We start from the raw sequence: 25,527 nt of genomic DNA, 5'->3' as shown, positions 1-25,527 counted from the left end.
GGGCCGGGAAAAAGCGACGCCCGCTGCGCCGGCCCCTGCCGCGCGGCGGTGCCGCTCCCGCCCTCCCCACGCCGGCGCCGGCACACCCCAAGCCCTTGATTTTCTTATTAATTGACCGACTGGTCGGTTTATATATAATGATGCTACCCGCCCCTGGCCCCAGACCGACATGAAACGGGCGGACCGCCAAAGGAGGCGCCATGTACACACAAAGCCTGGACCTGCCCGCCGCGCCCGGTGCGCAGCCCGCAGTTTCCGAGCCGACCGATGCCGCGCGCCAGGCGGCCTTCGACACGCGCGTCGCAGCCGACGCCAAGATCGAACCGCAGGACTGGATGCCGCCGGCCTACCGCAAGACGCTGGTCCGGCAGATCTCCCAGCATGCGCACTCGGAAATCGTCGGCATGCTCCCCGAGGGCAACTGGATCCTGCGCGCCCCGTCGCTCAAGCGCAAGGCCATCCTGCTGGCCAAGGTGCAGGATGAGGGAGGCCACGGCCTCTATCTCTATTCCGCCGCGGAAACGCTGGACGCCTCGCGCGACGACATGATCGACGCGCTGCACAGCGGCCGCGCCAAGTATTCGTCGATCTTCAACTACCCGACCCTGACCTGGGCCGACGTCGGCGTGATCGGCTGGCTGGTCGACGGCGCGGCAATCATGAACCAGATCCCGCTGTGCCGCTGTTCCTACGGCCCCTACGCGCGGGCCATGATCCGCATCTGCAAGGAGGAGTCCTTCCACCAGCGCCAGGGCTTCGACGCCCTGCTGGCGATGATGCGCGGCACCGACGCACAGCGCGAGATGGTGCAGGACGCGGTGAACCGCTGGTGGTTCCCGGTGCTGATGATGTTCGGCCCTCCCGACGCCGCCTCGCCCAACAGCGCGCAGACCATGGCCTGGGGCATCAAGCGTATTTCCAACGACGACCTGCGCCAGAAGTTCGTCGATGCCACCGTCGAGCAGGCCAGGGTGCTGGGCGTGACCCTGCCCGACCCGGGACTGACCTGGAACGCCGCGCGCGGCCACTATGACTACAGTCCGCTGGACTGGGACGAGTTCTGGCGCGTGGTCAACGGCGAAGGCCCCTGCAACCGCGAGCGGCTGGCCACGCGCGTCAAGGCGCACGAGGATGGCGCCTGGGTCCGCGAAGCGGCGCTGGCGCATGCGGCCAAACAGGCACAGCGCGACGCTGAAGCGTCGCGCCAGGCCGCCTGAGCCCCACACACCGAATGGAGACAACGATGACGCAAAAGGAATGGCCGCTGTGGGAAGTCTTCGTCCGCAGCAAGCAGGGTCTGGAACACAAGCATTGCGGCAGCCTGCATGCCGCCGACGCGCAGCAGGCGCTGCACATGGCGCGCGACGTCTACACGCGGCGCCAGGAAGGCGTATCGATCTGGGTGGTGCCATCGGCGGCGATCACCGCCAGCGCGCCCGAGGAAAAGCCCGAACTGTTCGACCCGATGGCGGACAAGATCTACCGGCACCCGACCTTCTACCAGCTGCCTGCTGAAGTCAACCATATGTAAGGGCCGGCCGCCATGAGCTACCCGACTTCCCCGACCCTGCTGTCGCAATTGCCGCTGGCGCGCAGCGCGGCCTTGCAGTATGTGCTGCGCCTGGCCGACAACGCGCTGGTACTGGGCCAGCGCAACGCCGAGTGGTGCGGCCACGGACCCGTGCTCGAAGAGGACATCGCGCTGGCCAACATCAGCCTGGACCTGATCGGCCAGGCGCGCCTGCTGTACGGCCGGGCCGGCGCGCTCGAGGGCGAGCTGACCGGCCGCGCCTGCCAGGAGGACGACTACGCCTACTGGCGCGCCGAGCGCGAATTCCGCAACTGGACCCTGCTGGAGCTGCCGCACCGGGGACCGCTGGCAGGTACCGCCAGCGCCGACCGCGACTACGCCGTCACCATCGTGCGCAACTTCCTCTACAGCGCGCTGATGGCCGAGCTCTGGAGCCGCCTCGAAGCCAGCGCCGACGCCGAACTGTCCGCCATCGCCGCCAAATCGGTGAAGGAGACGCGCTACCACCTCCATCACGCCGCCGGCTGGCTGGTGCGGCTGGGCGACGGCACCGAGGCCTCGCACGCCCGCGTGCAACGGGCGCTCGACCATCTGCTGCCCTATATGAACGAGTGCTTCTCGCCCGACCCGGTCGAGGACGCCGCCGCCGCGCAGGGCGTCGGCGTGCGGGCCGCCGACTGCCGCGCGGCCTGGGAAGCGACCGTGCGCGACACCGTCGAAGCCGCCACGCTGACCATGCCGCCCGCCTCGGGCTTCCTGACGAGCGGCAAGCACGGCGTACATTCGGAACACATGAGCTACCTGCTGGCCGAGCTGCAGGGACTGGCGCGCGCCCACCCCGGCGCGCAGTGGTAAGCCGCCCGCGCCCGCCGACAGCCGATGGAGACCGCAGCCATGCCGGCAGCCACCCCGAAGCCGACCACCCCTGGCGCTGGCGCGGACCGCACCAGCCTGGCCTGGGCGGTACTGGAGACCGTGCCCGACCCGGAGATCCCCGTCGTCTCCATCCGCGACCTGGGCATCCTGCGCGGGATCGGTACCGATGCCGACGGCACGCTCGAAGTAGTGATCACGCCGACCTATTCGGGCTGTCCGGCCATGGCGCAGATCGCCCAGGACATCGGTGCCGCCCTGGACGGCGCCGGGCTGGCCCCCTGGCGCATCCGCACCGCGCTGGCACCGGCCTGGAGCACTGACTGGATCAGCCCGGCCGGCCGCGCCAGGCTGCGCGACTTCGGCATCGCTCCGCCGGGCGCCTGCGGCAGCGGGCAGGAAGGCGGCGCGGCCCGGCCGCTGCGCTTCGTGCCGGGCGCCGCCGGCACGCGAGAGGCGGTGGCCTGCCCCCGCTGCGGCAGCCTGCATACGCAGGAACTGGCGCGCTTCGCCTCGACCGCCTGCAAGGCGCTGTACCGCTGCCTCGATTGCCGCGAGCCCTTCGACTACTTCAAGCCCTACTGAAAAGGCGGAGAAGCGAAGCAGCGCGAACCCTGAACCCGGTCCGGACGCCCCCCCCCGTTGCAAGGCGCCCGCGCCCCGACCCGCAACCCAGAACCGGCACCAGGCCGGAAGTGCGATGACCCCACAGTTCCATCCGCTGCGCGTGGCGCAGGTCCGCCCGGAAACGGCCGACACCATCTCGATCGCCTTCGACGTACCGCCCGCGCTGCGCGACGCCTACCGCTTCACGCAGGGCCAGTTCCTCACGCTGCGCGCGCCGCTCGACGGCCAGGACGTGCGCCGCTCCTATTCGATCTGCTGCGGTGTGCAGGACTACGAAGAGCGCGGCGAGTTGCGCGTGGCGGTCAAGCGGGTCGAGGACGGCCTGTTCTCGAACTACCTCCACGATAGCCTCGCCCCCGGCCAGGCCCTCGACGTGATGACGCCGGATGGCCGTTTCCACACCCCGCTGGAAGCCGGCGCGGCACGCCACTACGTGGCTTTCGCGGCGGGCAGCGGCATCACTCCGGTGCTGTCGCTGATCCGGACCACGCTGGCACGCGAGCCCGCCAGCCGCTTCACGCTGGTCTACGGCAACCGCAGCGTGGACAGCATCATCTTCTCGGAAGCGCTGGAAGACCTGAAGAACCAGTACCTGTCGCGCTTCACGCTGTACCACGTACTGTCGCGCCAGCCGCAGGAGGTCGAACTGCTGCACGGACGGCTGGACCGCGCCCGCGTGGCCGCCTTCCTCGGCGCGCTGATCCCGCCGCAGGGCATCGACGCCGCCTTCGTCTGCGGGCCGGCCTCGATGATCGATGACGTGGAGGCCGCGCTGCGCGAGGCCGGCATCGATCCGCACCGGATCCACGCCGAGCGCTTCGGCGTGCCGGCTGCCCCCGTGCGCCGAAGCCCCCCCGCGGCCCGCGCCAGCGATGCCGGCACGGCCGAGCTGGTGGTGGTGCTGGACGGCAAGCAGCACGCGATGCGCCTGCCGCTGCAGGATGCCAACGTGCTCGATACCGCGCTGGCGGCCGGGCTGGACCTGCCCTATGCCTGCAAGGGCGGGGTCTGCTGCACCTGCCGCGCCAAGGTGCTGGAGGGCAGGGTCGAGATGGAGAAGAACTACACGCTGGAGCCCTGGGAAATGGAAAAGGGCTTCGTGCTGACCTGCCAGGCGCGCGCGCTGACGCCGCGCGTGGTGGTCAGCTACGACGAGCGCTGAGGCCGCGGCGGACGCCGCCCGGCGCGCGCCCGCCCGCACGGTACGATCGCGCGCGATGACGCACCGCAGCTACAATGCATGGAGGAGAGGGATGCCGGGCCGGAGGTCGCCCGCGGCAACCCGTGCTCGGGTTCGGCGCCGGACCTGCCATCTACAATCTTGCCCATGCAATACATCCATGTCGTCAACGGTGACGTAGCGGGAAACACGATGCGCCAGGCCCTCGCGGAGGCCGCCCGGCCCGACCCGGTGGTGGTGCTGCGCGACGATCTCGCGGTGGGGCCGCTATCGGACATCGACAGTACCGGCCTGATCCGCTCCGGCTTCTGGCAGCGCGTTGCCCCGCACAGCGACATCGACTTCGCCGCCGAGATGCGCCAGGCGCTGGACCAGTTGCAGGACGTGCGCAAGAGCGAGACCGAAGTGGCGATCTGGCACGGCCAGAGCGCCTCCGACCAGCTGATGCTGCGCCGCGTGGTTTTCCACCTCTACCAGGCACCGCAGCGCATCAACGAAGTGGCGCTGGACGTGCGCGAGCTCGACATGCCGGCCCACAGCCATCTGGCCTCGGTCGGCATGTACCCCGCGGCACGGCTGGCGCGGCGCTTCTCCACCATCGCGCCGGTCTCGGTGCTGCGCCTGGGACGGCTGGGCTACGAGTGGCAGCAATGCGTCAAGGAGAACGCCGACGTGCGCCTGTGGAAGGGCAACACGCTGGTGCCGGCCGCCTACCACACGGTGGACGACGTGATCCTGGAGCGCTGCCCGGCCGCATGGACGCCCGCCGCGCAGGTGGTGGGCGGCGTGATGGGCGCGGTCGAGGGCCTGCTGGCCAGCGACTGGTTCGTCTTCTGGCGCTGCCGCGAGCTGATCGGCACCGGCCAGCTGGTGCTGCGCGGCAATGCCGATTCCCTGCAGACCTGCGAACTGCGCCGCAACGTCGTGGCCAGCCCGGAGTAATCGGAGCGACCCGCAACATGGCACGTACCAAGGCGCCCGACTTCGAGGCGCAGCGCGAGCAGATCCTGGAACTGGCGGCCACCGCCTTCGCCGCCAGCAGCTACCCCAGCACCTCGATGGCCGACCTGGCCGCCGCCTGCGGCACTTCCAAGGCGCGCCTGTACCACTACTACGAAAGCAAGGAAGCGATCCTGTTCGACCTGCTCGACCGCTATACCCGGCGGCTGATGCTGATCGTCACCGAGGTCGACGCGGAGGCCGAACGCCGCCACCTCGACGACCGCGCGCGCTTCGCCAACCTGATCCGCGCCTTCCTCGCCGAGTACGAGAATTCGCAGACGCGGCATATCGCCCTGATCAACGACGTCAAGTTCCTGGCCGAGGCACAGCGCGACCTGATCCTCAAGCGCGAGCGCGACGTGGTCTCCGCGTTCTCCCGGCTGCTGCGGCTGGCCTACCCCGAGCGTGTCACCCGGGACAACCAGACGGCCCTGACCATGACCGTGTTCGGCATGATCAACTGGACCTTCACCTGGCTCAAGCCCGGCGGCCGGCTGTCCTATGCGGACTTTGCCGAGATCGTCATCGAACTGCTGGCCGGCGGCCTGCCGGCCGCGGCAGCGGCCGCGGGCCAGCCGCTGACGGGCGGGGACGAAGTCCGCCTGGCGATCGGCGCCGGCAAGACGCAAGCCGGCCGCTGACGGCACGCCGCCCCGCGGCGGCGCGCCTCAGTCCCACTGCGCCCGTTCGCGCTGCCGGCGCTGCTCCCGGTCCTGCCGGAACATCTCTTCCAGCTCCTCGCGCGCCTGCCGCGCCAGCGAGACCAACTTGGTCTGGTCGGTATAGTGCGGGTAGAAGCGGTCGATCGCATCGATATTGTGGCGGCGGAACTTGAGCGCCAGCTCGCGCGCCTCGGCACGGTCGTAGCCCAGCCCTTCCAGCACGCGGCGGCCCAGCGCCAGCGAACCCTCGAACAATTCACGCTCAAAGATTTCCACGCCACGGGCCTTGAGCTGGTAGACATGCGACACATGGCGCGCCCGGGCATAGATCTTCAGGTGGGGGAAGCGCTCGCGCACCCGGTCGATCAGCGCCAGGCCGTCCTCCATGCCGTCGATGGCGACCACCAGGATGCGCGCGTTGGCCGCCCCCGCCGACTCGAGCAGGTCGACGCGGGTGGCGTCGCCATAGAAGACCTTGAAGCCGAACTGGCGCAGGAACTCGATCTGGTCGGGATCATGATCCAGCACGGTCACACCCAGGCCCTGCGCATACAGCAAGCGCCCGACGATCTGGCCGAAGCGGCCGAACCCGGCGATCAGCACGGGGTTGTCCTGCGGTGGGATCACATCGTCCTCGCGCGCCGACAGCCGCGCCAGCCGGGGCGCCAGCAGCCGGTCGTAGGCCAGCAGCAGCAACGGCGTGCAGACCATCGAGAGCGCCACCACCAGTACCAGCAGGTCGGCACTGCCGGCCGGCAGCAGGCCGCCGCCCGCCGCCGCGCCGAACACCACGAAGGCGAACTCGCCACCCTGCGACATCACGCAGGCGAACAACAGGCGCTGGCCGCGCGCGATGGCGAAGCGCGGCGCCAGCAGCGCCAGCACGGCCACCTTGATCGCCACGAAAGCCGCCACCAGGCCTAGCACCTGCCACGGCGCCTGCGCCAGCACGCCGAAGTCGATGGACATGCCGACGGCCATGAAGAACAGGCCCAGCAGCAGTCCCTTGAAGGGCTCGATGTCGGCCTCCAGCGCATGGCGGTACTCGGAGTCGGCCAGCAGCACGCCGGCCAGGAAGGTACCGAGTGCCATCGACAACCCGACCGCGTCCATCATCAGCGCGATGCCGACCACCAGCATCAGCGCGAAGGCGGTGAACATCTCGCGCATGTCCGTACGCGCGATCATGCGCAGCGCCGGCCGCACCAGGTAGCGCCCGCCCACCACCACCGTGCCGATCACCGCGACCGCCTTGAGCGCGGCCAGCCAGGCCGCGCCCGGCGCGGCGGCACCGCCTGCGCCCCCGGCACCCAGCAAGGGCAGCAGCGCGATCATCGGAATCGCCGCGATGTCCTGGAACAGCAGGATACCGAAGCTGGCCGAGCCGGCCGGCGTGGCCAGCAGGCCGCGCTCGGCGAGGGTCGCCAGCGCGATCGCGGTCGATGACAGCGCGAGACCCAGGCCGGCCACCAGCGCCACCTGCCAACTGGCGCCGGCCAGCGCCGCGGCCCCGCCCAGCGCCAGCGCGCAGGCCGCCATCTGCGCACCGCCGAAGCCGAAGATGGATCGACGCAGGGCCCACAGCTTCTTCGGCTGGAGCTCCAGGCCGATCACGAACATCATCAGCACCACACCGAACTCGGAAAAGTGCAGGATGGAATCCACGTTGGTCACCAGGCGCAAGGCCCAGGGCCCGATGGCGGCACCGGCCAGCAGGTAGCCCAGCACCGCGCCGAGGCCGAAACGGCGCGCCAGCGGCACCGCCACCACCGCCGCTGCCAGGAACACCAGCAGGGCGATCAGGAAGTCATGCGGATTCATGCACGGCCTCCTTGCCCGGTACCCGGGCATGGCCGCCCAGGCAGGCCGAGACCCGGTCGATATGCCCCGCCAGGGTCGCGGCATCGGCCGCATTGGCGTCGAGCAGCAGCAGCGGCTCCAGCCAGTCCATGCCGCACAGCCGCGCGGTCTGCTCGAGCGGCAGCAGGAAGCGCTCGATCTCGTGGCCGTGGCTGCCCTGCGGGGAATAGGCATCGGCGCTGCCCCCGGCGCTGGCCACCACCAGCAGCGACTTGCCGCGCAGCGCGGTGCCGCCCGGACCATAGGCCCAGCCCATCTCCAGCACCTCGTCGATCCACAGCTTGAGCAAGGGCGGCACGCTGTACCAGCGCACCGGAAACTGGAACACCACGGTATTGGCCATGGCCAGGGCGCGCTGCTCCGCCACCACGTCGATGTCGTAGTCGGCATAACGGGCGTACAGATCGTGCATCGTCACGCCAGGCAGCCTGGCCAGCGCGGCGGCCAGCGGGCGATTGATCCGCGAATGGCGCGGCAGGGGATGGGCGTAGATCACGAGGACAGGCGGCTCGATCATCGGGCTTGCGGATGGGTGATGTTGCGGATGGAAGATGCAGGGGGAATGGCAGGCGTCCAGGGCCGAGGATGGCTTGCTGCAAAGCAGCAAAACTTCCCCAACCACGCCTGTCGCGCCGACACCACAAGACAGACACCCTTGATTTTGTTGGATTTTTCCAAAATTTACAAAATCGAGCGCCTGTTGCGGCGCACGATTCTTACGTCAAACTGACAAATCCACTACAATAGTTTTTGCGTTGCAGCAAGATGGTGTTTGCCCGTATCGAGCATGCTGGTCTGGCAGACGATACGACAAGTGCCTGGACATCCACCTCCATCCTGCTATTTATATACTGACCGGAACAGCCGGAACCATAAGGAAAGACCGTGAATCCGCTCGAACTGAGCAAGGCCGTCGGAGCCGTCACCGACGAAGACATCCGCAAGGCAGCCGAGGCCGCACAGGCCGCGCAGCGCCCCACCATCCTGGTGCGGGAACTGGCAGCGCATCATCGCTCGCGACTGCTGAAGCATTTCCTCGCCCTCGGCGAGGAGGATCGCCTGCTCCGTTTCGGCCAGTCGGTGGGCGACCATGTGGTCGAGGCCTACGTGGACAGCATCGACTTCGACCACGACTCGGTCTTCGGCGTCTATGACGAGCATCTGGAGCTGGTCGGCGTCGGGCACTTCGCCAACCTGCGCGACAACGCCCAGGGCCGTGTGGCGGAGTTCGGCGTGTCGGTCTCGCGCAGCGCGCGCGGACGCGGCATCGGCAGCGCGCTGTTCGAGCGTGCCGCCATGCACGGGCGCAACACCAGCGTGCGCACGCTCTACATGCACTGCCTGTCGCGCAACGCCGCCATGATGCACATCGCCAAGAAGGCGGGCATGAAGGTGCAGTACGCCTATGGCGAGGCCGACGCCTACCTGGAACTGCCGCCGGCCGACACCGTCAGCCGCCTGACCGAAGCGCTGGACGAGCAGGTCGCCGACCTCGACTATCTGGTGCGCCGCAACCTGCGCGATGCGCGCCGCTTCGGGCTGCGCTTCTGGCGCTCGATGGTGCCCCAGAAGCACACGGCCTGAGTTCCACCCTGACGCCTCCGGCGCGCAAACGCGCCCGCCCATGCTCGCATGGCGGGCCGTTTTGCCTGGATGGGCGAGCCGCGCACGAGGTCGCTCAGGTGCTGCCGGTGCTGCCGACCGGCAAGGCCGTCGTGTCCTTGATGCTTTCCAGCGCAAAGCTGGAGCGCACGTCGATCACCGCCGGATGCGCCAGCAGCTGCTCGTTCATGAAGCGGGCAAAATGCTCCATATTCTCCACGTACACCTTCAGCAGCAGATCCATCTCCCCCGTCATCGTGTGGCAGGCCACCACCTCGGGCCAGACCTCGATGGCAGCGCGAAACTGCTCCAGCGGCGCCTTGCCCTTGGGCGCGCCGCCATGCTTCTCGAGCCGCACGTTGATATAGGCCAGCAGGCCCAGGCCGATCTTGCCCGGCTCGAGCAGCGCCGCATACTGGCGGATCACGCCGATCTCCTCCAGCCGGCGGATGCGCCGCAGGCATGGGCTGGGCGATAGGTTGACCCGTTCCGCCACTTCCAGGTTGGTCAGCCGGCCGTTGGTCTGGAGCACCTCCAGAATCTTCCGGTCGATCTTGTCAAGCTCCACCTTGCTCACGATATTGTTGCTCCGCAATATATTTATCGGCAATTTTTTTGCGCAAATTTAGCAAGTCGTGCATAAGTACGCAATTTCTTGTGCGGGCCAAGCCCGGGCGTCGGCAGCGTCGGCGTGAGCACGCGCCGACCGCACCGGCATGCGGCGGCCGCAGGAGCGCATCGGGCACTATCGCGGGGCTCGGTGCGTTCCGTTGCCGGCCGGCACGCACCGGGAACGGGCAACTGCGGCCGCGCGGCCCGGTCGAGGGTACCGACGAGCCCGGCCGTTGCGCTGCGCCCCTGGTCGCTGGCGCCTGAGGCAAGGACGGTGCCAGGCAAGCTGTGAGGAGCCCCAAAGAAAAACGCGGCCCGCAGGCCGCGTTTTTCTTTGGGGCGGGCATGGGCCCGCCGTGGCATCAGCCCCCCGACGGCGTGGTCGCGCCACCGGGCACCGGCTGCCCGCCGCCATCCTGGCGATGCTGCCAGCGCTGCATGCGCGCCTCGTGCATCTTGCGCATGCCGGCGCGGATCTCGTCCAGCGTCAGCTTGCCATCGTGATTGGCATCGAGCTGGTCGAAATGAGGCGCCAGGCGCGGCAGTCCGGCTTGCACCTCTTCCCGTGTCAGGGCACCGTCGCCGTTCTTGTCGGCAGCCTTGAACCTGGCCTCGAAACGGGCTTCCATCTTGGCCCGCCGCTGCTCCCACATCGCCTTGCGGAAGGCCTGGGCCTCAGCCTTGTCGATCTTGCCGTCGTGATTGGTATCGATGCGCCGGAACAAGGCATCGAACTCCGCCTTGGTGACGGCGCCATCGCCGTTGGCGTCGGCGGCATCGAGCCAGCCGAGGCCATCGCGATGGTGGCCCATATCCATGCCCATCATCGGCTTGGCACCATCGGCCGCCGACGCGGCGGGGTCGACAGCGCTCTGGGCGAAAGCGGCCCCCGTCACCAGGAAAACAGCCGATGCCGCCAGAAATCGCTGAATGTTCTGCTTCATCTTCTTGCCTTGCATGTCCGTGCTCCTTTCATTCAAGTGGGCATATGGCGATTAGAACGCGGACGATACCGACAAGTTGGCGGATTTAATAAGATGTTACGCCCCTCACAGAATAGCCTGAGGGGCGTAAGGAAGCGTAGGGTGCCGAAAGATACGGCGCGGGCGGGGCCGGCCCTCAGTCCTTGGCCGCCCCGGGCTCGCTACCGTGTTCGACCTGCGCAGGCGGCGGCACCGCCGGCGGATTGGCTGGCTGCGGCACGGCTGCCGGCAGGGTCTGGATCGGCGCCGCGGCCCCCGCCGGCGGAGCGGGCTGCGCCGCCGCGCCACGCGCGGGCACCGCGCCGGACTGCACCGGCAGCAGCACCTCCTGACGCACGCCGTTGCGCTCGATGACCACCGCACGGCCGCGGATCTCGACCAGGCGCAACTGAGGCGACAGCACGGCACCGGCGCGCACGGCCTTGGGCGGACCGCCGTCCAGCGAGACGATCGCCGCGCCGGCGCCATTGTCGATGTCGGCCACCACGCCGATCAGTTGTACGTCTCGCACGCCGGATTGCGCAGAGCCGCCGAACAAGGTGCCCAACGCCCCGCTCTCGACCGCCTCGCTCTGGACCACGCGCGCACTCTGCGGCACCGGAATCGTGTTCAGCGCGGCCAGCCGCAGCACCCACCAGGTGGCCAGGGCGCATAGCGCGACGAACAGGGCCACGCCTGCCAGGCGCGGCAGCCAGGCGCCGGGAGGTGCGATGCGCAGGGGGGGCCGGATCGAGAGTTGCACGGGAGCTTCGGCGAATGGTAAAGCGGCAAGGGTACCAGAGCCATGCGACAACTGTCTGACCCGCCGCCCCCCTCGCACGAAGCATCAATCCGTCATACAGCCGCGGTTATACTGAGCGGCTCGACCGGCCGCGGGCGGACGGTGCCGTCGCGTCCCGCCCCCTTCGCCGGTCCCTGCCAGCTCCCTGCCGGTCCGACCGGCTCCGTTCCAAAGACCCATGTCCGCGATGCAACGATTCGCCTCTGCTTCCCTCGCCCGCCGCCCCGGCACGCGCCGCCAGCGTGGCTTTACCCTGATCGAGATCATGGTGGTGATCGTGATCCTCGGCGTGCTGGCCGCCCTGGTCGTGCCGAAAATCATGAGCCGCCCGGACGAGGCCCGCATCGTGGCCGCGCGCCAGGACATCTCGTCCATCATGCAGGCGCTGAAGCTCTACCGCCTGGACAACGGGCGCTACCCGACCACCGAGCAGGGGCTTGCTGCCCTGGTCAGCAAGCCCACCGTCGAGCCGGTGCCCAACAACTGGAAGGGCGGCGGCTACCTGGAGAAGCTGCCCAAGGATCCCTGGGGCCACCCCTACCAGTACCTGAATCCGGGCGTGCGCAGCGAGATCGACGTGTTCAGCTTCGGCGCCGACGGCCAGGCCGGCGGCAGCGGCAACGACGCCGATATCGGCAACTGGGAATAAGCCCGTACGGCCCTCTCCATGCGTCCGGTGCCCATGCGTCCCGCGGCGGCCCGGAACGGGCGCCGGCACGGCTTCACCCTGCTCGAGCTGCTGGTGGTGATGGTGATCGCCGGCATCGTGATCTCGCTGGTGGCAGTCAATGCCTCGCCCAACGAGCGCGGCCGCCTGCTCGATGACGGGCAGCGCATCGCGCGCCTGTTCGAACTGGCGCAGGAAGAAGCGCAGCTGCGCGCGCGGGCGCTGGCCTGGGAAGGCGATGCCGGCGGCTGGCGCTTCCTGGTGGCCACGCCGAACGGCTGGCAGCCGCTGACGCAGGACGTGTTCGCCCCCGCCCGCTGGCGCCTGCCACCCGACCGCGTCAGCGTGCTCGAAGGCGGCGCCATGGAGCGCGGCGTCGCACGCCTGGTATTCGGCCGCGAGCCGCTCGGCGATCCGCAGCGGCTGGTGCTGGTACGCGGCAACCTGCGCGTCGACATCGTGGGCGACGGCAGCGGCCGCTTCAGCGCCACGGCGCCATGACCACCATGACGCACCGCCCTGCGCGCCAGGCCCGGCGCGGCTTCACCCTGATCGAAGTGCTGGTGGCGCTGACCATCCTGGCGGTGGCGCTGACCGCCGCGATGCGCGCGATGGGCTCGATGATCGAAGCCGGCTCCGCCCTGCAGAACCGCATGCTGGCCGAGTGGAGCGCCGAAAACCATCTCGCCAACCTGCGCCTGACCAAGGCCTGGCCCGAACCGGGCACGCGCGGCTACGACTGCCCGCAGGGCGGCGTGGCGCTGTATTGCGAGGAAACGGTCTCGGGCACCCCCAATCCCTTCTTCCGCCGCGTCGAGATCGCGGTCTACCCGTCCGCCGCCGACCGTTCGGTGCGGCTGGCCTGGCTGGTCACCATCCTTCCCAATGAATCGCGCAATCTGCTCTGAGCGCGGGCCGCGCCGCGCCAGTCCGGGCTTCACCCTGCTCGAGATGCTGGTGGCCATCACCTTGCTGGCGGTGATCGCCGTGATCGGCTGGCGCGGCCTCGACGCGATGACGCGCGGGCGCGAACGCCTCGTCGACCACGATGCCCGCCTCGATGCGCTCAAGGTGCTGTACGGCCAGTTCCAGTCCGACTGCGAACACCTGGCGAGCCCGGCCGCGCTGCAGGGCAGCCCGGTGGAGTTCGCTCCCGGCCTGCTGCTGATGGTGCGCGATCGCCGCAGCGAGAACAATCCGACCACCTGGCAGGTGGTCGCCTACCGGCTCGACGGCAATACCGTGGTACGCGCGGCCGCGCCGCCCGCCGACAACCGCGGTGCCGTGCAGGCCGCCCTGCAGGCGCTGCGGCGTCCGGACGGCGGCCCGGCGCGGGCGCTGGTGGCCAACGCCGACGCGCTGACGGTTCGCGCCTGGGTCGAACCCGGCGGCTGGCAGACCGACAGCGCCGCGGTGCGCGGTGCGCTGCTGGCCGGCAGCGTGTCGGCGGTGCCGGCCTCCTCGGTCGTGGTCGCGGCCACCAGCGGCCCGGTGCTGCGCGGGCTGGAACTGACGCTGATGGCACGCATGGGCGACGGCGACACGCCCCGCCGCTTCCAGAAGACCTGCCTGACCGGCCTATGACGACGCGCCGCCTGCCCGCCGCCCTCGCCACACGCCGTGCCGGTGCCCGCCGGCGTGCGCGCGGCGCCGCCGTGGTGACCGCGCTGCTGATCGTGACGCTGGCCGTGGTGGTGGTCTCCGGCATGCTGTGGCGCCAGCAGGTACAGATCCGCTCGGTGGAAAACCAGCGCCTGGTTGCCCAGGCGGCCTGGATCGAGCGCGCCGCGGTCGACTGGGCGCGCCTGATCCTGCGCGACGACCAGCGCCGCACCAGCGTCGACCAGCTCGGCGAGCCGTGGGCCGTTCCAGTCGCCGAGACGCGCCTGTCGGACTTCCTGGGCGCCGCGCTGCGCACCGACCAGGCCGGCGAGACCTCCTTCCTGTCCGGGCGCGTGATGGACGCCCAGGCGCGCTTCAACCTCAACAACCTGGTGATCTGGACCACCGTCGAAGGCCAGGGCAGCGCGGCCACCATCGATACCATCGCGCTGGCCGCCTACCGTCGCCTGCTGCAGACGCTGGGCCAGAACGGCGCCCTGGCCGATGCCACCGCACGCTACCTGCTGGCCGCCCAGCGCGGCCGCCAGGGCGGCGCGCGGTCGCCGCGCCCGCCCGACAGTGCCGAGGACCTGCTGGCGGTGCCCGGCTACACGCCGCAGATCGTGGCCGCGCTCGCGCCTTTCGTCATCCTGCTGCCCGAGCGCACCGTGGTGAATGCGAACACCGCCGACCCGGAAGTGCTGGCCGCCGTCATCGAAAACCTGCCGCTGGATCGCGCGCGCGAACTGGTGCGCCAGCGCGACCGCGCCTATTTCAACAATGTCGGCGACGTGCAGACCCAGTTGCGCACGCTGGCGCCGCAGGCCGATCCCAACAGCGTGGCCAACGCCGTCGACGTGCGCAGCCATTACTTCCTGATCTACGGCCAGGTCCGCCACGAGCGGGCCCTGCGCATGCAGGTCTCGCTGGTCTACCGTGCCGATGCCCAGCCCAACGCCAACAGCACGCGGATACTGTGGGTCCACGATATCGACCGCATGCCTGAATCGCGCTGACGGGCAATCCCCCCTTGGTCGGCCGTCAAAGGCCTGAACAAGGGCCGGAAATGCCTCAGAATTCCGTATTGACGCCAATCAGTCACACAGGCAAGGTATGCTCCGGCCTGGCGCAGGCATGCACCCGTCAGGCCGGCGCCCCAGCCTTGCGCCGGCCTGAGCGGCGCGCCACCGTAAGGGGGAGGCGGCGTTGCTCCCGCCCGGCCCGCCCGCCAGTTTCCGACCCGTTCCAGCCAGCAAGACCGCAAGACCTTGAGCACCTCCCTGTACGTCCGCATTCCGCCGCGCCCGCATGACCAGCCACAACCGTGGCGGTTCGGCGCCCTGCCCTTCGCGCTGGTGCGGGACCCGGCCGCCGCCACGGGCCGGCGTGCCGCCGTCGCGCCGGCGTCCACGGTGTTGCGTGAAGGCAACGCTCGGGTCGAGGAACTGCCGGCGGCCGACCGCCTGGTGCTGATCCTGTCGGCCGGCGACGTGCTGCTGAGCGAGGCCGACGTCCCGCCGCTGGCACCGGCCCGCCTGAAGCTGGCGCTGCCCAACCTGGTCGAGGACATACTCGCGGGCGACGCCCAGCTCAGCCACATCGCGGTCGGCCCGGCGCTGGATGCCGCAGCGGCCGGTACGCCGCGCGCGGCGCGCCGCCGCCTGCTGATGGTGGTCGACCGCGCCTGGCTGCGCGCGGTGCTGGATGCCTTCGCCGAACACAGCCACCGCCGCCGCTGCGTGCTGCCGGCCCAGCTCTGCCTGCCGCTGGCCGAGCCGGCCGCGCCGGACAGCGCCGCCGACGGCGAGGCCGCCACCGAGCCGCCGCCAGCGGCGGCGGCCGCGCCGGCCACGCTGGCGATCGAGGATGCCACCCCGACACTGGAGCAGGCCGACGGCCTGCTCGCCGACGACGCCATTGCCGCGCCCCGCCAGGCGCAGCGGCTATGGCAGTTGACCGTGCGCACCGGACCGCATGCCGGCTACGGCCTGCTGCTCGGCAGCGAGTCGCTGGCCGGCTGGCTCGCGCTGGCGCCGGCAGGCAACTGGATTGCGGACCGTGAAGCGGGCCGCCACGCCGGCCTGCCGGTGGCGCCGGCCGCGCTCGGCTGGCCGCAGTGGCTGGCCGGCGCCCAGGACTGCCTGCGCGACGCGGCGCTCGACCTGGCCCAGTTCGAGTTCGCCCAAGGCCGTGCCGAGCGCTGGAACCTGCGCGCCTGGCGCCTGCCGCTGGCGCTCGCCGCCGGCCTGCTGCTGGTGCAGCTGGCCGGCATGAACATCCTGTGGCTGAAACTGCACCAGGAGCAGCAACGGCTCGCGGCCGCGCAGCTGCAGGCCCTGCGCAGCGCCTTCCCGCAGCTCCCCGTGGTGGTGGACCCGCCGTTGCAGATGCGCCGCCAGGTCGAGCAGCTGCGCCTGGCCAGCGGCCGCAGCGTGCCGGACGATTTCCTGCCGCTGGCCGACCGCTTCGCCCAGGCCGCCCGCCAGTTGCCGCCCGACGGCCTGCTGGGGCTCGAATACCGCAGCCGCACGCTCTATGTGACGCTCAAGGCCGGCACCGACACCGCCACCCTGCGCAGCGCGGCGCGCCAGGCCGGGCTGGCGATGGACGAAGACAACAGCCCGCGGGAAGGCAGCCAGGCCCCGGCCGGCAGCTCGCGCTGGACGGTCAAGCCCGCCCTATGAGCCCGCGCCCCGTCTCGACCGCCACTGCGCCCAGGAACGCCCCGTGATACCGACCAAAGACTCCGCACCCGGCCGCGCGCCGGGCCCGGCCGCGAACGGCGGCAAGCCGCGCAGCGCCCTGAACCGCCTGGCCGGCCTGGCGCGTCCGCGCCTGCCCGCGGCCTGGCGCGAGCGCTTCGACGCCTTCTGGTCGGCACGCAATCCGCGCGAGCAATGGATCCTGGCAGGCGGGGCGGCCGTGCTGCTGGCGGTCGCCGGCTACAGCCTGCTGTGGGAACCGGCCGCCGACGCCAGCGCCCGTCTCGCGCGCAGCCTGCCGCAGCAGCGTGCCGACCTCGCCGAGATGGACACCCTGGCGCAGGAAGCGCGCAGCCTGAACAGCAGCCCGCCGCCGGCGCTGCAGGGCGATGCCCTCACCCAGGCCCTGCAGGCCGGCCTGGCCCAGCAGGGCCTGAAGGCCACCCGGCTGGCCACCAACGGCGACGGCAGTGTGCAGGTCCAGCTCGACAAGGTGCCGTTCGGCGCGCTCGCGGCGTGGCTGCAGGACGTGCGCCAGCAGCAGCGGCTCAAGGTGACCGATGCCAGGCTGAGTTACGTCGGCGCGACCGCGCTGGTCAACATGACGGCCACCTTGCAGGGCCCCACCGCAGGCGGCCAGCGCTGATGGCACGGCTCGAAGCCCTGCGCCTGCGCCGGCCAGCCGCGCCCGCGCCACGCGGCTGGCGCCGCCTGGGCTGGCTGGCGCTCGGCGCGCTGGTGGTGGGCTTGACCACCCTGGCCGCCCTGCCGGCGGCCTGGATCGCAGACAGCGTGGCCGCGCAAAGCGGGCAGAAGCTGCTGCTGGCCGATGCGCAGGGCACGCTGTGGCAGGGCAGCGCCACGCTGGCCCTGTCGGCCGGCAGCGGCAGCGAGACCGCCACCGTGCTGCCCGGACGGCTGCAGTGGACGGTGGCCTTCTGGCCGCTGTTCACCGGCCGCCTGCGCGTGACGGTGCGCCATACCGAGGCCATGGACACGCCGGTGGCGCTGACCGTGGCGCCGGGTGGCTGGCAGGCCCAGGCCGGCGCGCTGCGCCTGCCGGCCACGCTGCTCGAAGGACTGGGCGCGCCATTCAACAGCCTGCGCCCCGACGGGCGCATGCAGCTCGACTGGACGGCGCTGAACGGCAGTTTCTCGGCATCCGGCGGCCAGCCGGCAGGACACCTGACGCTGCGCCTGGACAACCTGTCGTCCGCGGTCAGCCGCCTGCGCCCGCTGGGCAGCTACCGCGCCGAGATCGACTGGAGCGGCGGCGGCGGCAAGCTGCGGCTGCACACCGTCAATGGGCCGCTGCACCTGGAGGGCGACGGCACACTGGGACGGCAGGCGCGTTTCGAGGGCACGGCCTTTGCCGATCCCGATGCCGCCGCACAGCTGGTGGGCCTGCTGAGCCTGCTGGGAAGACGTGAGGACAATGTGACCACGCTGCGCTTCTGACCTGGCAGCCGGTACCAGCCGGCCATGCCCGCAGCCGCTAAACGATGATGAAAAAACAAGCTTTCCGCCCGTTCCTGCACACCGCCACCAAGCACGCCACCGTGCTGCTGTGCGGCCTTTCCCTGCTGGCGCCGGCGCCGCTGTGGGCCCAGCAGCCCGCCGGCGCGAACGGACGCGACCAGGTGGTGCTCAACTTCGTCAACGCCGATCTCGAATCGGTGGTCAAGGCGGTGGGCCAGGCCACCGGCAAGAACTTCGTGGTCGACCCGCGCGTCAAGGGCTCGGTCAACCTCGTCACCGAACAGCCGGTCTCGCGCGAACAGGCGCTGTCCACGCTGGGCTCGGTGCTGCGCATGCAGGGCTACGCCATCGTGGAAAGCAACGGCTTCACCAAGGTGGTGCCGGAGGCCGATGCCAAGCTGCAGGGCTCGCCCACCGTGGTCGGCCCCGCGCCGGCGCGCGGCGGCAGCGGCGGCGAGCAGGTGGTGACCCAGGTGTTCCGGCTGAACTACGAGTCAGCCAACAACCTGGTGCCGGTGCTGCGTCCCATGATCGCGCCGAACAACACCATCACCGCCTACCCGGGCAACAACACGCTGGTCATCACCGACTACGCCGACAACCTGCGCCGCCTTGCCCGCGTGATCGCGGCCATCGACGCGCCGGCCTCCGGCGAGGTGGAGCTGGTGCCGCTGCGCAATGCCATCGCCAGCGACGCCGCCGTGGTGCTGCAGAAGCTGCTCGATCCGGGTGCCGCCGGCGCCTCGGGCGGCGGCGGTGGCGGCCTGGACGCCAGCCTGCGCACCTCGGTGGTGGCCGAACCGCGCAGCAACTCGCTGCTGATCCGCGCCTCCAGCCGTGCACGGCTGCAGCAGGCACGCCAGCTGATCGAACAGCTCGACCAGCCCTTCTCGCGCCCCGGCAACATCTGGGTGGTACCGCTGAAGAACGCCGACGCGGTCAAGCTGGCGCAGACGCTGCGGGCCATCGTCGCCGCCGACAGCAGCTTCAACAGTACGCAGTCCGGCGCCGGCGTCGGCGGCACCGGTGCCACCAATACGCTGCAGAACACCGTCGCCAACACGGCCAGCCAGTACGCCACCAACACCACCAGCAGCACCGGGCGCAGCGGCACGGGCGGCGGCAGCGGCAATTCCGCCTTCAGCGCCTCGTTCGCCAGCCAGCAACTGCCCACCACCGGAGGCATCATCCAGGCCGACCCGGCCACCAACTCGCTGATCATCACCGCCAGCGAGCCGGTCTACCGCAACCTGCGCTCGGTGATCGACGACCTCGACATGCGGCGGGCCCAGGTCTACATCGAGTCGATGATCGTCGAGGTCTCGTCCACGCAGACCTCCAAGCTCGGCATCCAGTGGCAGGGCCTGCTCAACGCGAGCGGCAACACCATCGGCTTCGCCGGCACCAACTTCGGCACCGGCGGCGCCAACATCATCAACCTGGCCGGTGCCGTCGCCGCCGTGCGCGCCGACGGCGCCTCGGCCATCAACTCCGTCTCCGGCCTGGTGCCGGACCTGGCCGGCCTGAACCTCGGCGTGGTCAACAAGGCCGCCGGGCTGGGCGCGCTGCTGAGCGCGCTGAGCGCCGACGGCAGCACCAACCTGCTGTCCACGCCGAACCTGATCACGCTGGAGAACGAGGAAGCCAAGATCCTGATCGGGCAGAACATCCCGGTCACCACCGGCTCCTACGCCCAGACCGGCAGTTCCTCCACGGTCACGCCGTTCACCACCTACGACCGCAAGGACGTCGGCGTCACGCTGCGCGTCAAGCCGCAGATCACCGACGGCGGCCTGGTCAAGATGCAGATCTACCAGGAATCGTCTTCGGTGGTATCGGGCACCGCCACGCTGTCCCAGGGCCCGACCACCAACGTGCGCTCGATCGAGACCAATGTGCTGGTCAACGACGGCCAGATCATCGTGCTCGGCGGCCTGATCGAGGACACCTATGGCGACGGCGTGCAGAAGGTGCCGCTGCTGGGCGACATCCCCTGGATCGGCAACCTGTTCCGCTACGAGAACAAGAACCGCGGCAAGACCAACCTGCTGGTATTCCTGCGCCCCTACGTGATGCGCACCGCCGGCGCCACCGACCGCCTGACGCAGGACCGCTACGACTACATGCGCGCCAAGCAGCAGGGCTTCGTCTCGCCCAACAATATGGTGCGCGACCAGGACACGCCGGTGCTGCCGCCGGCAGACGCGCCGGCGGCGCCCTTCGTCGACCCGCGCGACAAGGGCGTGGCGCCAGCCGGGCCGCTGCCGCTGCCGCAGTCCGTGCCGCTGACGCGGTCCGGGCCGTTGCTGATGCCGATGCCGCAGTCCGGGCAGCCGACCTCGCAAGCGGCACCGCAAGCCTCCGCCCAGGCGCCGCAGGCCGCCGCCTCCGGCAACTGACGATGACGACGACGGCAACCGCATCTCCCGCCGCCGCGGCCCCCGCGCTGGAACCGCCCTCGCCGATGGCGGCCCGGCTGCTGCCCTACGCCTTCGCGCGCGAGGGCCGGCTGCTGGTCGCGCACCAGCGCGCCGACGGGCTCGAGGTCTGGGTCAGCCGCGCCACCGCACCGGCCGCGCTGGCCGAAGTGGCGCGCGTGCACGGCCCGCTGCAGCTGCGGGTACTCGAGCCCGACGCGCTGGAACGCGCCATGTCCGATGCCTACAACCGCCAGGACGGCAGCGCCGCCCAGGTGGTCGGCGAGGTCGAGGGCGAGGTCGACCTGTCGCGGCTGATGCAGGACATTCCCGCGGTGGAAGACCTGCTCGAATCCGAGGACGACGCCCCCATCATCCGCATGATCAACGCGCTGCTGACGCAGGCCGCGCGCGAAGGCGCCTCGGACATCCACATCGAGCCCTTCGAGTCGGCCTCGGTGGTGCGCTTCCGCGTGGACGGCACGCTGCGCGACGTGGTGCGCCCGAAGAAGGCGCTGCACGGCGCGCTGATCTCGCGCATCAAGATCATGGCCCAGCTCGACATCGCCGAGAAGCGCCTGCCGCAGGACGGCCGCATCACCCTGCGCGTGGGCGGCCGCCCGGTCGACGTGCGCGTCTCCACGCTGCCCACCGGCCACGGCGAGCGCGCGGTGCTGCGCCTGCTCGACAAGGAAGCCGGGCGCCTCGACCTGGCCAAGCTCGGCATGGCGCCGGGCACGCTGGCCGGTTTCGACGGCCTGATCCGCCAGCCGCACGGCATCGTGCTGGTGACCGGCCCGACCGGCTCGGGCAAGACCACCACGCTGTACGCGGCGCTCTCGCGGCTGGACGCGCAGAGCACCAACATCATGACGGTGGAAGATCCGATCGAGTACGACCTCGACGGCATCGGCCAGACCCAGGTCAACGCCCGCATCGACATGACCTTCGCCAAGGCCCTGCGCGCCATCCTGCGCCAGGACCCGGACGTGGTGATGATCGGCGAGATCCGCGACCTGGAGACCGCGCAGATCGCCGTGCAGGCCTCCCTCACCGGCCACCTGGTGCTGGCGACGCTGCACACCAACGACTCGGCCTCGGCAGTGACCCGCCTGGTCGACATGGGCATCGAGCCCTTCCTGCTGTCGTCGTCATTGCTTGGCGTGCTGGCGCAGCGCCTGGTACGCCGCCTGTGCCCGCACTGCAAGCGCGAGGAGGTCATCGAGGCCGCGCCGGACGAGGGCGGGGCCCTGCAGCCGCAGGGACGGCCGCTGCAGCGCGTGTGGCACGCGGCAGGCTGCGACAAGTGCGGCCATTCCGGCTATCAGGGCCGCATGGGCGTCTATGAGCTGCTGAGCGTGGACGACCAGATCCGCACCATGATCCACCGCCAGACGCCCGAGGCGGAGATCAAGCAGGCGGCGCTGGCTCGCGGCATGCACACCATGCGCGGCGACGCGCAGCGCTGGATCGACAGCGGTGCCACCTCGCTCGAGGAAGTGCTGCGCGTGACGCGCGACTGAACGGGAGGCCCGCCACATGCCAGCCTTCCGCTATGAAGCCGTCGACGCGGCCGGCAAGACCGACCGCGGCGTGGTCGACGCCGACAGTCCCAAGCAGGCGCGCGCGCAGCTGCGCGCGCGCGGCCTGACCCCGCTCTCGGTCGACGTCCTCGGCGCCGGCAGCGACAGCGGACGCGGCAAGGCCGCCGGCCTGGTGCGGCGCCTGACCAAGCAGGAACAGGCGCTGTTCACGCGCCAGCTCGCCAGCCTGATCGTGGCCGGCCTGCCGCTGGACGAAGCGCTGGGCGCGCTGGCCGACCAGGCAGAGCGCGCCTACGTGCACGAACTGCTGGCCGGCATCCGCGCCGACGTGATGGGCGGCAATTCGCTGTCGGCGGCGCTGTCGCAGCACCCGCGCGACTTTCCCGACATCTACCGCGCCCTGGTCTCGGCCGGCGAGCACTCCGGCCACCTCGGCCTGGTGCTGGAGCGGCTGGCCGACTACGTGGAAGCGCGCAACGCGCTGACCGGCAAGATCCGCCTGGCCTTCACCTACCCCGCCATCGTCACCGTGGTGGCCTTCGCCATCGTCATCTTCCTGCTCTCCTACGTGGTGCCGCAGGTGGTGAGCGTGTTCGCCAACACCAAGCAGAAGCTGCCGACGCTGACCATCATCATGCTGGCGCTGTCGGATTTCGTGCGCAATTGGTGGTGGGCCGCGCTCGCCGCGATCGCCGCGGTGACGTTGGGCATCCGCGCGCTGTTGCGCCAGCCCGGCGTGCGCCTGTCCTGGCACCGCTGGCTGCTGACCGCGCCGCTGGCCGGCAAGCTGATCCGCGGCTACGACTCCGCGCGCTTCGCCAGCACCCTGGCCATCCTGGTCTCGGCCGGGGTGCCGATCCTGCGCAGCCTGCAGGCCGCCGGCGAAACCCTCACCAACGAGGCGCTCAAGGCCAACGTCGACGACGCCACCACGCGCGTGCGCGAAGGCGCCTCGCTGGCGCGTGCGCTGGCGGCGCAGAACCAGTTCCCGCCGGTGCTGGTGCACCTGATCCGCTCCGGCGAAGCCACCGGCAACCTGCCGACCATGCTGGAACGCGCGGCGCAGGGCGAGGCGCAGGAACTGGAGCGGCGCACGATGTTCCTCACCAGCTTGCTGGAGCCGCTGCTGATCCTGACCATGGGGGTGGTGGTGCTGTTGATCGTGCTGGCGGTGTTGATGCCGATTATTGAGATCAATCAGTTGGTGAGGTGAGGGGTTGGTTCTTTAGCGTTTGGGCGTTTGGGCGTTTGGGCGTTTGGGCGTTTGGGCGTTTGGGCGTTTGGGCGTTTGGGCGTTTGGGCGTTTGGGCGTTTGGGCGTTTGGGCGTTTGGGCGTTTGGGCGTTTGGGCGTTTGGGCGTTTGGGCGTTTGGGCGTTTGGGCGTTTGGGCGTTTGGGCGTTTGGGCCGACGGTGTTGGTTTGCGAGGCAACGGCTTGTTTCGACTCCCCCTGCGGGGGAGCCGACCTACTTTCTTGGTCTTGCCCAAGAAAGTGGGCAAAGAAGGCGCGCCGGGTGCGGCTCAACACCCCCTCGCGTGCTGGGGCAAAGAGCGGCCGGGCCCCAACTCGGATCGCCTTAAGGCGATCCTCAGACAGGGGGCCCTCTTTTCCGCTCTTTGCCCCAGCACGCGAGGCGCCGCACACGGCAGGGAACAGATGCCACGCCTCGCTTCGCTTCGGGTGACGGGTGTTCGGCCAGCTCGCTGGCCGAACACGAAAGCTCAGCAGACCAAGCCTTCACGCTATATCGAACTCGTTGGCAGACCGATGGCTTGGCTTGCGCTTTTGCACTCTGTCCAGCGCTTCGGAGATAGATGTTCGGCCAGCGAGCTGGCCGAACACGAAGGCTCAGCCAGCCAAGCCAGCATGCAAGAGCAAGCCCACTCGCATACCAACGGTTTGGCCTTTCCCTCCCGTGTGCGGCGCCTCGCGAATTAGCCCCGGCCGCCGATGAAGCCCGTCCGCTGTCTGAGCGGCCGCAGGCCGCGAGTTCGGACGGGCGCGGCGGCCGGGGCTAATTCGCGAGGGGGGGTCGCCGCACCCGGGTCGCCTTCTTTGCCTACTTTCTTGGGCGAGATGTATAGACCGGGGACATAGGTGACACCTGTGCGAGGACATGGTTGACACATATTAGGCCGCCTGGTGGTCGTTCAAATCGATGTAGCCGAAGCAGTGATCGACGAAATACAGATCGAATCGTCCATCGTGGTTGGGTTGTGGGCGCAAGGCGACCGGGAAATCTCGTAGGGCATTGGACACTTTGAAGGTTTGCCCGCGAAAGCGCAGTTGTCCGTCCCATTTGATCTTCACTACCAGATCGTCAGGGCCGTATTCGATCTCCGGTAGCACCTCCGGATAGGAGCGAGGACTGGGCTGATAGCGTGTCACCGGCGTCGCCAGGCCGAGTGCCTCATGTGGGCGCTGCAAGTTGTAGATATCGCGCCAGGCATCAAACGCATGCTGGGCTTGCAGGCTGGAGGCAAAGCCACGGGCATTGATCACTTCGGCTTTGAGGGTGCGGTGAAAGCGTTCGTCCTTGCCATTGGTTTGAGGATGGGCCGGACGGCTATGGGTCAGGCGCACGCCTAGCCGGATGAGCCAGACCCCCAGGCCGGTGAGCTGCCCCGGTTGTGAGGGACTGCCCCACGGCGCCCCATTGTCGGCGTTGATGCGCCAAGGCAGTCCGAAGTGGCGAAAGGCCTGGGCCAGGTGCTCCTGGACCACAGCGGTGTGGGTCTGCGTACAGGCGGCCAGCGTGACGGCGAAGCGGGAATGATCGTCCAGTACCGTCAATGGCGAGCACATCTGGCCATCGTGCGTGCGAAAGCCGCCCTTGAAATCCATTTGCCACAGCTGATTGGGCGCCGCATGTTCAAAGCGTTGCCAGGGCTGGGCCTTGACCGAGGCTTCGGGTGAGATCAGGCCATGTCGATGCAGGATGGACGTCACGGTGCTCGGAGCCGGCACCGGTGTGTGGCCCAGATCCTGAAGCCGTCGGCTGATCTTGCGCCCGCCCCAAGCCGGGTGCTGCAGGCGCAGGTCGACGACCAGTCGCTCCAGTTCCTCCGCCGTTCGGGTCGGACTGGTCGCGGGCCGGCGCGACCGCTCGACCAAGCCAGCCATCTCCTGTTCGGTGTACCGAGCAATCCACTTATAGCCGGTCTGCGGGGAGATGCCGTAGCGTTGGCATAGCTGGCGGCGATTGCAGCCCTCTTGCTGGGCGAGCAGGACGAATTCGTGGCGCAGGCTCATGGTGTCGCGTGGGCTCCAGGGCATGACGGACTCCGGCAGAAACTCTGCCGTGAAGTGTCAACCATGTCCTCGCACACCTGTCCACCATGTCCCCGGTCTATACAGCGAGACCAAGAAAGTAGGTCGGCTCCCCCGCAGGGGGAGTCGAAAC

26 protein-coding genes are annotated in these 25,527 nt (G+C 69.7%); 20 read left to right on the top strand and 6 right to left on the bottom strand.

The window, feature by feature from the left end; all coding sequences use genetic code 11:
• Nucleotides 1-200 precede the first annotated feature (200 nt).
• The 7 genes from paaA to BKK79_RS12145 all read left to right on the top strand — a co-directional run bounded on the left by paaA (nucleotide 201) and on the right by BKK79_RS12145 (nucleotide 5,854).
• A complete protein-coding gene (gene paaA, locus BKK79_RS12175; RefSeq protein WP_071010179.1) occupies nucleotides 201-1,217 on the top strand; it encodes a 1,2-phenylacetyl-CoA epoxidase subunit PaaA in 1,017 nt (338 codons plus the stop codon).
• 26 nt (nucleotides 1,218-1,243) lie between these two features.
• On the top strand, nucleotides 1,244-1,531 hold the full coding sequence (gene paaB / locus BKK79_RS12170; RefSeq protein ID WP_071010181.1) for a 1,2-phenylacetyl-CoA epoxidase subunit PaaB: 288 nt from the start codon (nucleotides 1,244-1,246) through the stop codon (nucleotides 1,529-1,531).
• A 12-nt stretch (nucleotides 1,532-1,543) separates the two neighbouring features.
• Nucleotides 1,544-2,386 carry a 1,2-phenylacetyl-CoA epoxidase subunit PaaC gene (gene paaC, locus BKK79_RS12165; protein ID WP_071037791.1) on the top strand — a complete coding sequence of 281 codons (843 nt, stop codon included), beginning with the start codon at nucleotides 1,544-1,546 and terminating at the stop codon, nucleotides 2,384-2,386.
• Between the two features lie 39 nt (nucleotides 2,387-2,425).
• Nucleotides 2,426-2,989, top strand: a complete 564-nt coding sequence (paaD, locus tag BKK79_RS12160) for a 1,2-phenylacetyl-CoA epoxidase subunit PaaD (RefSeq protein ID WP_197523939.1) — start codon at nucleotides 2,426-2,428, stop codon at nucleotides 2,987-2,989.
• Nucleotides 2,990-3,104: 115 nt separating this feature from the next.
• Complete coding sequence (gene paaE / locus BKK79_RS12155; protein WP_071010186.1) at nucleotides 3,105-4,193, top strand: 1,2-phenylacetyl-CoA epoxidase subunit PaaE; 1,089 nt, start codon at nucleotides 3,105-3,107, stop codon at nucleotides 4,191-4,193.
• A gap of 165 nt (nucleotides 4,194-4,358) precedes the next feature.
• Nucleotides 4,359-5,153 (top strand): DUF1835 domain-containing protein, encoded by a 795-nt coding sequence (locus BKK79_RS12150; RefSeq protein WP_071010188.1) that lies wholly within the window; start codon nucleotides 4,359-4,361, stop codon nucleotides 5,151-5,153.
• Between the two features lie 17 nt (nucleotides 5,154-5,170).
• On the top strand, nucleotides 5,171-5,854 hold the full coding sequence (locus BKK79_RS12145) for a TetR/AcrR family transcriptional regulator (protein WP_071010190.1): 684 nt from the start codon (nucleotides 5,171-5,173) through the stop codon (nucleotides 5,852-5,854).
• Nucleotides 5,855-5,881: 27 nt separating this feature from the next.
• Here the strand turns inward: BKK79_RS12145 and kefC are convergent, their stop codons facing one another.
• Both kefC and kefF read right to left on the bottom strand, forming a co-directional pair.
• Nucleotides 5,882-7,696, bottom strand: coding sequence for a glutathione-regulated potassium-efflux system protein KefC (gene kefC, locus BKK79_RS12140; protein ID WP_071037790.1), 1,815 nt, complete (start codon nucleotides 7,694-7,696; stop codon nucleotides 5,882-5,884).
• Nucleotides 7,683-8,252 carry a glutathione-regulated potassium-efflux system oxidoreductase KefF gene (kefF, locus tag BKK79_RS12135; protein WP_071010193.1) on the bottom strand — a complete coding sequence of 190 codons (570 nt, stop codon included), beginning with the start codon at nucleotides 8,250-8,252 and terminating at the stop codon, nucleotides 7,683-7,685. The genes kefC and kefF overlap by 14 nt, the downstream gene beginning before the upstream one ends.
• 18 nt (nucleotides 8,253-8,270) lie before the next feature.
• Between kefF and BKK79_RS40325 the strand changes: the two genes are divergently transcribed.
• Both BKK79_RS40325 and BKK79_RS12130 read left to right on the top strand, forming a co-directional pair.
• Nucleotides 8,271-8,465: a hypothetical protein gene (locus tag BKK79_RS40325; RefSeq protein ID WP_157128425.1), complete on the top strand. Its 195-nt coding sequence runs from the start codon at nucleotides 8,271-8,273 to the stop codon at nucleotides 8,463-8,465.
• A 155-nt stretch (nucleotides 8,466-8,620) separates the two neighbouring features.
• Nucleotides 8,621-9,319: a GNAT family N-acetyltransferase gene (locus BKK79_RS12130; RefSeq protein ID WP_071010195.1), complete on the top strand. Its 699-nt coding sequence runs from the start codon at nucleotides 8,621-8,623 to the stop codon at nucleotides 9,317-9,319.
• 94 nt (nucleotides 9,320-9,413) lie between these two features.
• Here BKK79_RS12130 and BKK79_RS12125 read toward each other — a convergent pair whose 3' ends face one another.
• The 3 genes from BKK79_RS12125 to BKK79_RS12115 all read right to left on the bottom strand — a co-directional run bounded on the left by BKK79_RS12125 (nucleotide 9,414) and on the right by BKK79_RS12115 (nucleotide 11,674).
• Nucleotides 9,414-9,914, bottom strand: a complete 501-nt coding sequence (locus BKK79_RS12125; protein ID WP_071015866.1) for an Lrp/AsnC family transcriptional regulator — start codon at nucleotides 9,912-9,914, stop codon at nucleotides 9,414-9,416.
• A 397-nt stretch (nucleotides 9,915-10,311) separates the two neighbouring features.
• On the bottom strand, nucleotides 10,312-10,908 hold the full coding sequence (locus BKK79_RS12120; protein WP_071037789.1) for an EF-hand domain-containing protein: 597 nt from the start codon (nucleotides 10,906-10,908) through the stop codon (nucleotides 10,312-10,314).
• 160 nt (nucleotides 10,909-11,068) lie between these two features.
• The gene (locus BKK79_RS12115) at nucleotides 11,069-11,674 is read right to left on the bottom strand and encodes a general secretion pathway protein (RefSeq protein ID WP_232346210.1); all 606 of its coding nucleotides are present in this window, start codon (nucleotides 11,672-11,674) and stop codon (nucleotides 11,069-11,071) included.
• A 226-nt stretch (nucleotides 11,675-11,900) separates the two neighbouring features.
• Between BKK79_RS12115 and gspG the strand changes: the two genes are divergently transcribed.
• The 11 genes from gspG to gspF all read left to right on the top strand — a co-directional run bounded on the left by gspG (nucleotide 11,901) and on the right by gspF (nucleotide 23,337).
• Entirely contained in the window at nucleotides 11,901-12,362 is a 462-nt protein-coding gene (gene gspG, locus BKK79_RS12110) for a type II secretion system major pseudopilin GspG (RefSeq protein WP_071015870.1), read from the top strand.
• Between the two features lie 18 nt (nucleotides 12,363-12,380).
• On the top strand, nucleotides 12,381-12,881 hold the full coding sequence (locus BKK79_RS12105) for a GspH/FimT family pseudopilin (protein WP_071037788.1): 501 nt from the start codon (nucleotides 12,381-12,383) through the stop codon (nucleotides 12,879-12,881).
• Nucleotides 12,882-12,886: 5 nt separating this feature from the next.
• On the top strand, nucleotides 12,887-13,288 hold the full coding sequence (gene gspI / locus BKK79_RS12100; protein WP_156811065.1) for a type II secretion system minor pseudopilin GspI: 402 nt from the start codon (nucleotides 12,887-12,889) through the stop codon (nucleotides 13,286-13,288).
• Nucleotides 13,266-13,964 carry a PulJ/GspJ family protein gene (locus tag BKK79_RS12095; RefSeq protein ID WP_071037787.1) on the top strand — a complete coding sequence of 233 codons (699 nt, stop codon included), beginning with the start codon at nucleotides 13,266-13,268 and terminating at the stop codon, nucleotides 13,962-13,964. The genes gspI and BKK79_RS12095 overlap by 23 nt, the downstream gene beginning before the upstream one ends.
• Nucleotides 13,961-14,998 carry a type II secretion system minor pseudopilin GspK gene (gspK, locus tag BKK79_RS12090; RefSeq protein WP_071037786.1) on the top strand — a complete coding sequence of 346 codons (1,038 nt, stop codon included), beginning with the start codon at nucleotides 13,961-13,963 and terminating at the stop codon, nucleotides 14,996-14,998. The genes BKK79_RS12095 and gspK overlap by 4 nt, the downstream gene beginning before the upstream one ends.
• Before the next feature lie 252 nt (nucleotides 14,999-15,250).
• Nucleotides 15,251-16,666: a type II secretion system protein GspL gene (gspL, locus tag BKK79_RS12085; protein WP_071037785.1), complete on the top strand. Its 1,416-nt coding sequence runs from the start codon at nucleotides 15,251-15,253 to the stop codon at nucleotides 16,664-16,666.
• Nucleotides 16,667-16,709: 43 nt separating this feature from the next.
• A complete protein-coding gene (locus BKK79_RS12080) occupies nucleotides 16,710-17,330 on the top strand; it encodes a type II secretion system protein M (protein ID WP_071010206.1) in 621 nt (206 codons plus the stop codon).
• A complete protein-coding gene (locus BKK79_RS12075) occupies nucleotides 17,330-18,142 on the top strand; it encodes a type II secretion system protein N (protein ID WP_071010208.1) in 813 nt (270 codons plus the stop codon). Before BKK79_RS12080 ends, BKK79_RS12075 begins: the two co-directional genes overlap by 1 nt.
• Before the next feature lie 47 nt (nucleotides 18,143-18,189).
• Nucleotides 18,190-20,562 carry a type II secretion system secretin GspD gene (gene gspD / locus BKK79_RS12070; RefSeq protein ID WP_071038525.1) on the top strand — a complete coding sequence of 791 codons (2,373 nt, stop codon included), beginning with the start codon at nucleotides 18,190-18,192 and terminating at the stop codon, nucleotides 20,560-20,562.
• Nucleotides 20,563-20,627: 65 nt separating this feature from the next.
• The gene (gspE, locus tag BKK79_RS12065) at nucleotides 20,628-22,103 is read left to right on the top strand and encodes a type II secretion system ATPase GspE (RefSeq protein ID WP_071010210.1); all 1,476 of its coding nucleotides are present in this window, start codon (nucleotides 20,628-20,630) and stop codon (nucleotides 22,101-22,103) included.
• A gap of 16 nt (nucleotides 22,104-22,119) precedes the next feature.
• Nucleotides 22,120-23,337, top strand: a complete 1,218-nt coding sequence (gene gspF, locus BKK79_RS12060) for a type II secretion system inner membrane protein GspF (RefSeq protein ID WP_071037784.1) — start codon at nucleotides 22,120-22,122, stop codon at nucleotides 23,335-23,337.
• 917 nt (nucleotides 23,338-24,254) lie between these two features.
• On the opposite strand, the gene BKK79_RS12055 is transcribed toward gspF, so the two are convergent.
• A complete protein-coding gene (locus BKK79_RS12055; RefSeq protein ID WP_071037632.1) occupies nucleotides 24,255-25,400 on the bottom strand; it encodes an IS481 family transposase in 1,146 nt (381 codons plus the stop codon).
• Nucleotides 25,401-25,527: the final 127 nt, after the last annotated feature.

Origin of the sequence: Cupriavidus sp. USMAA2-4 (assembly GCF_001854305.1) — a bacterium.
GTDB lineage: Bacteria > Pseudomonadota > Gammaproteobacteria > Burkholderiales > Burkholderiaceae > Cupriavidus > Cupriavidus malaysiensis.
The sequence above is the reverse complement of the archived record's forward strand: the minus strand, read 5'-3'. Positions and strand labels throughout refer to the sequence as shown.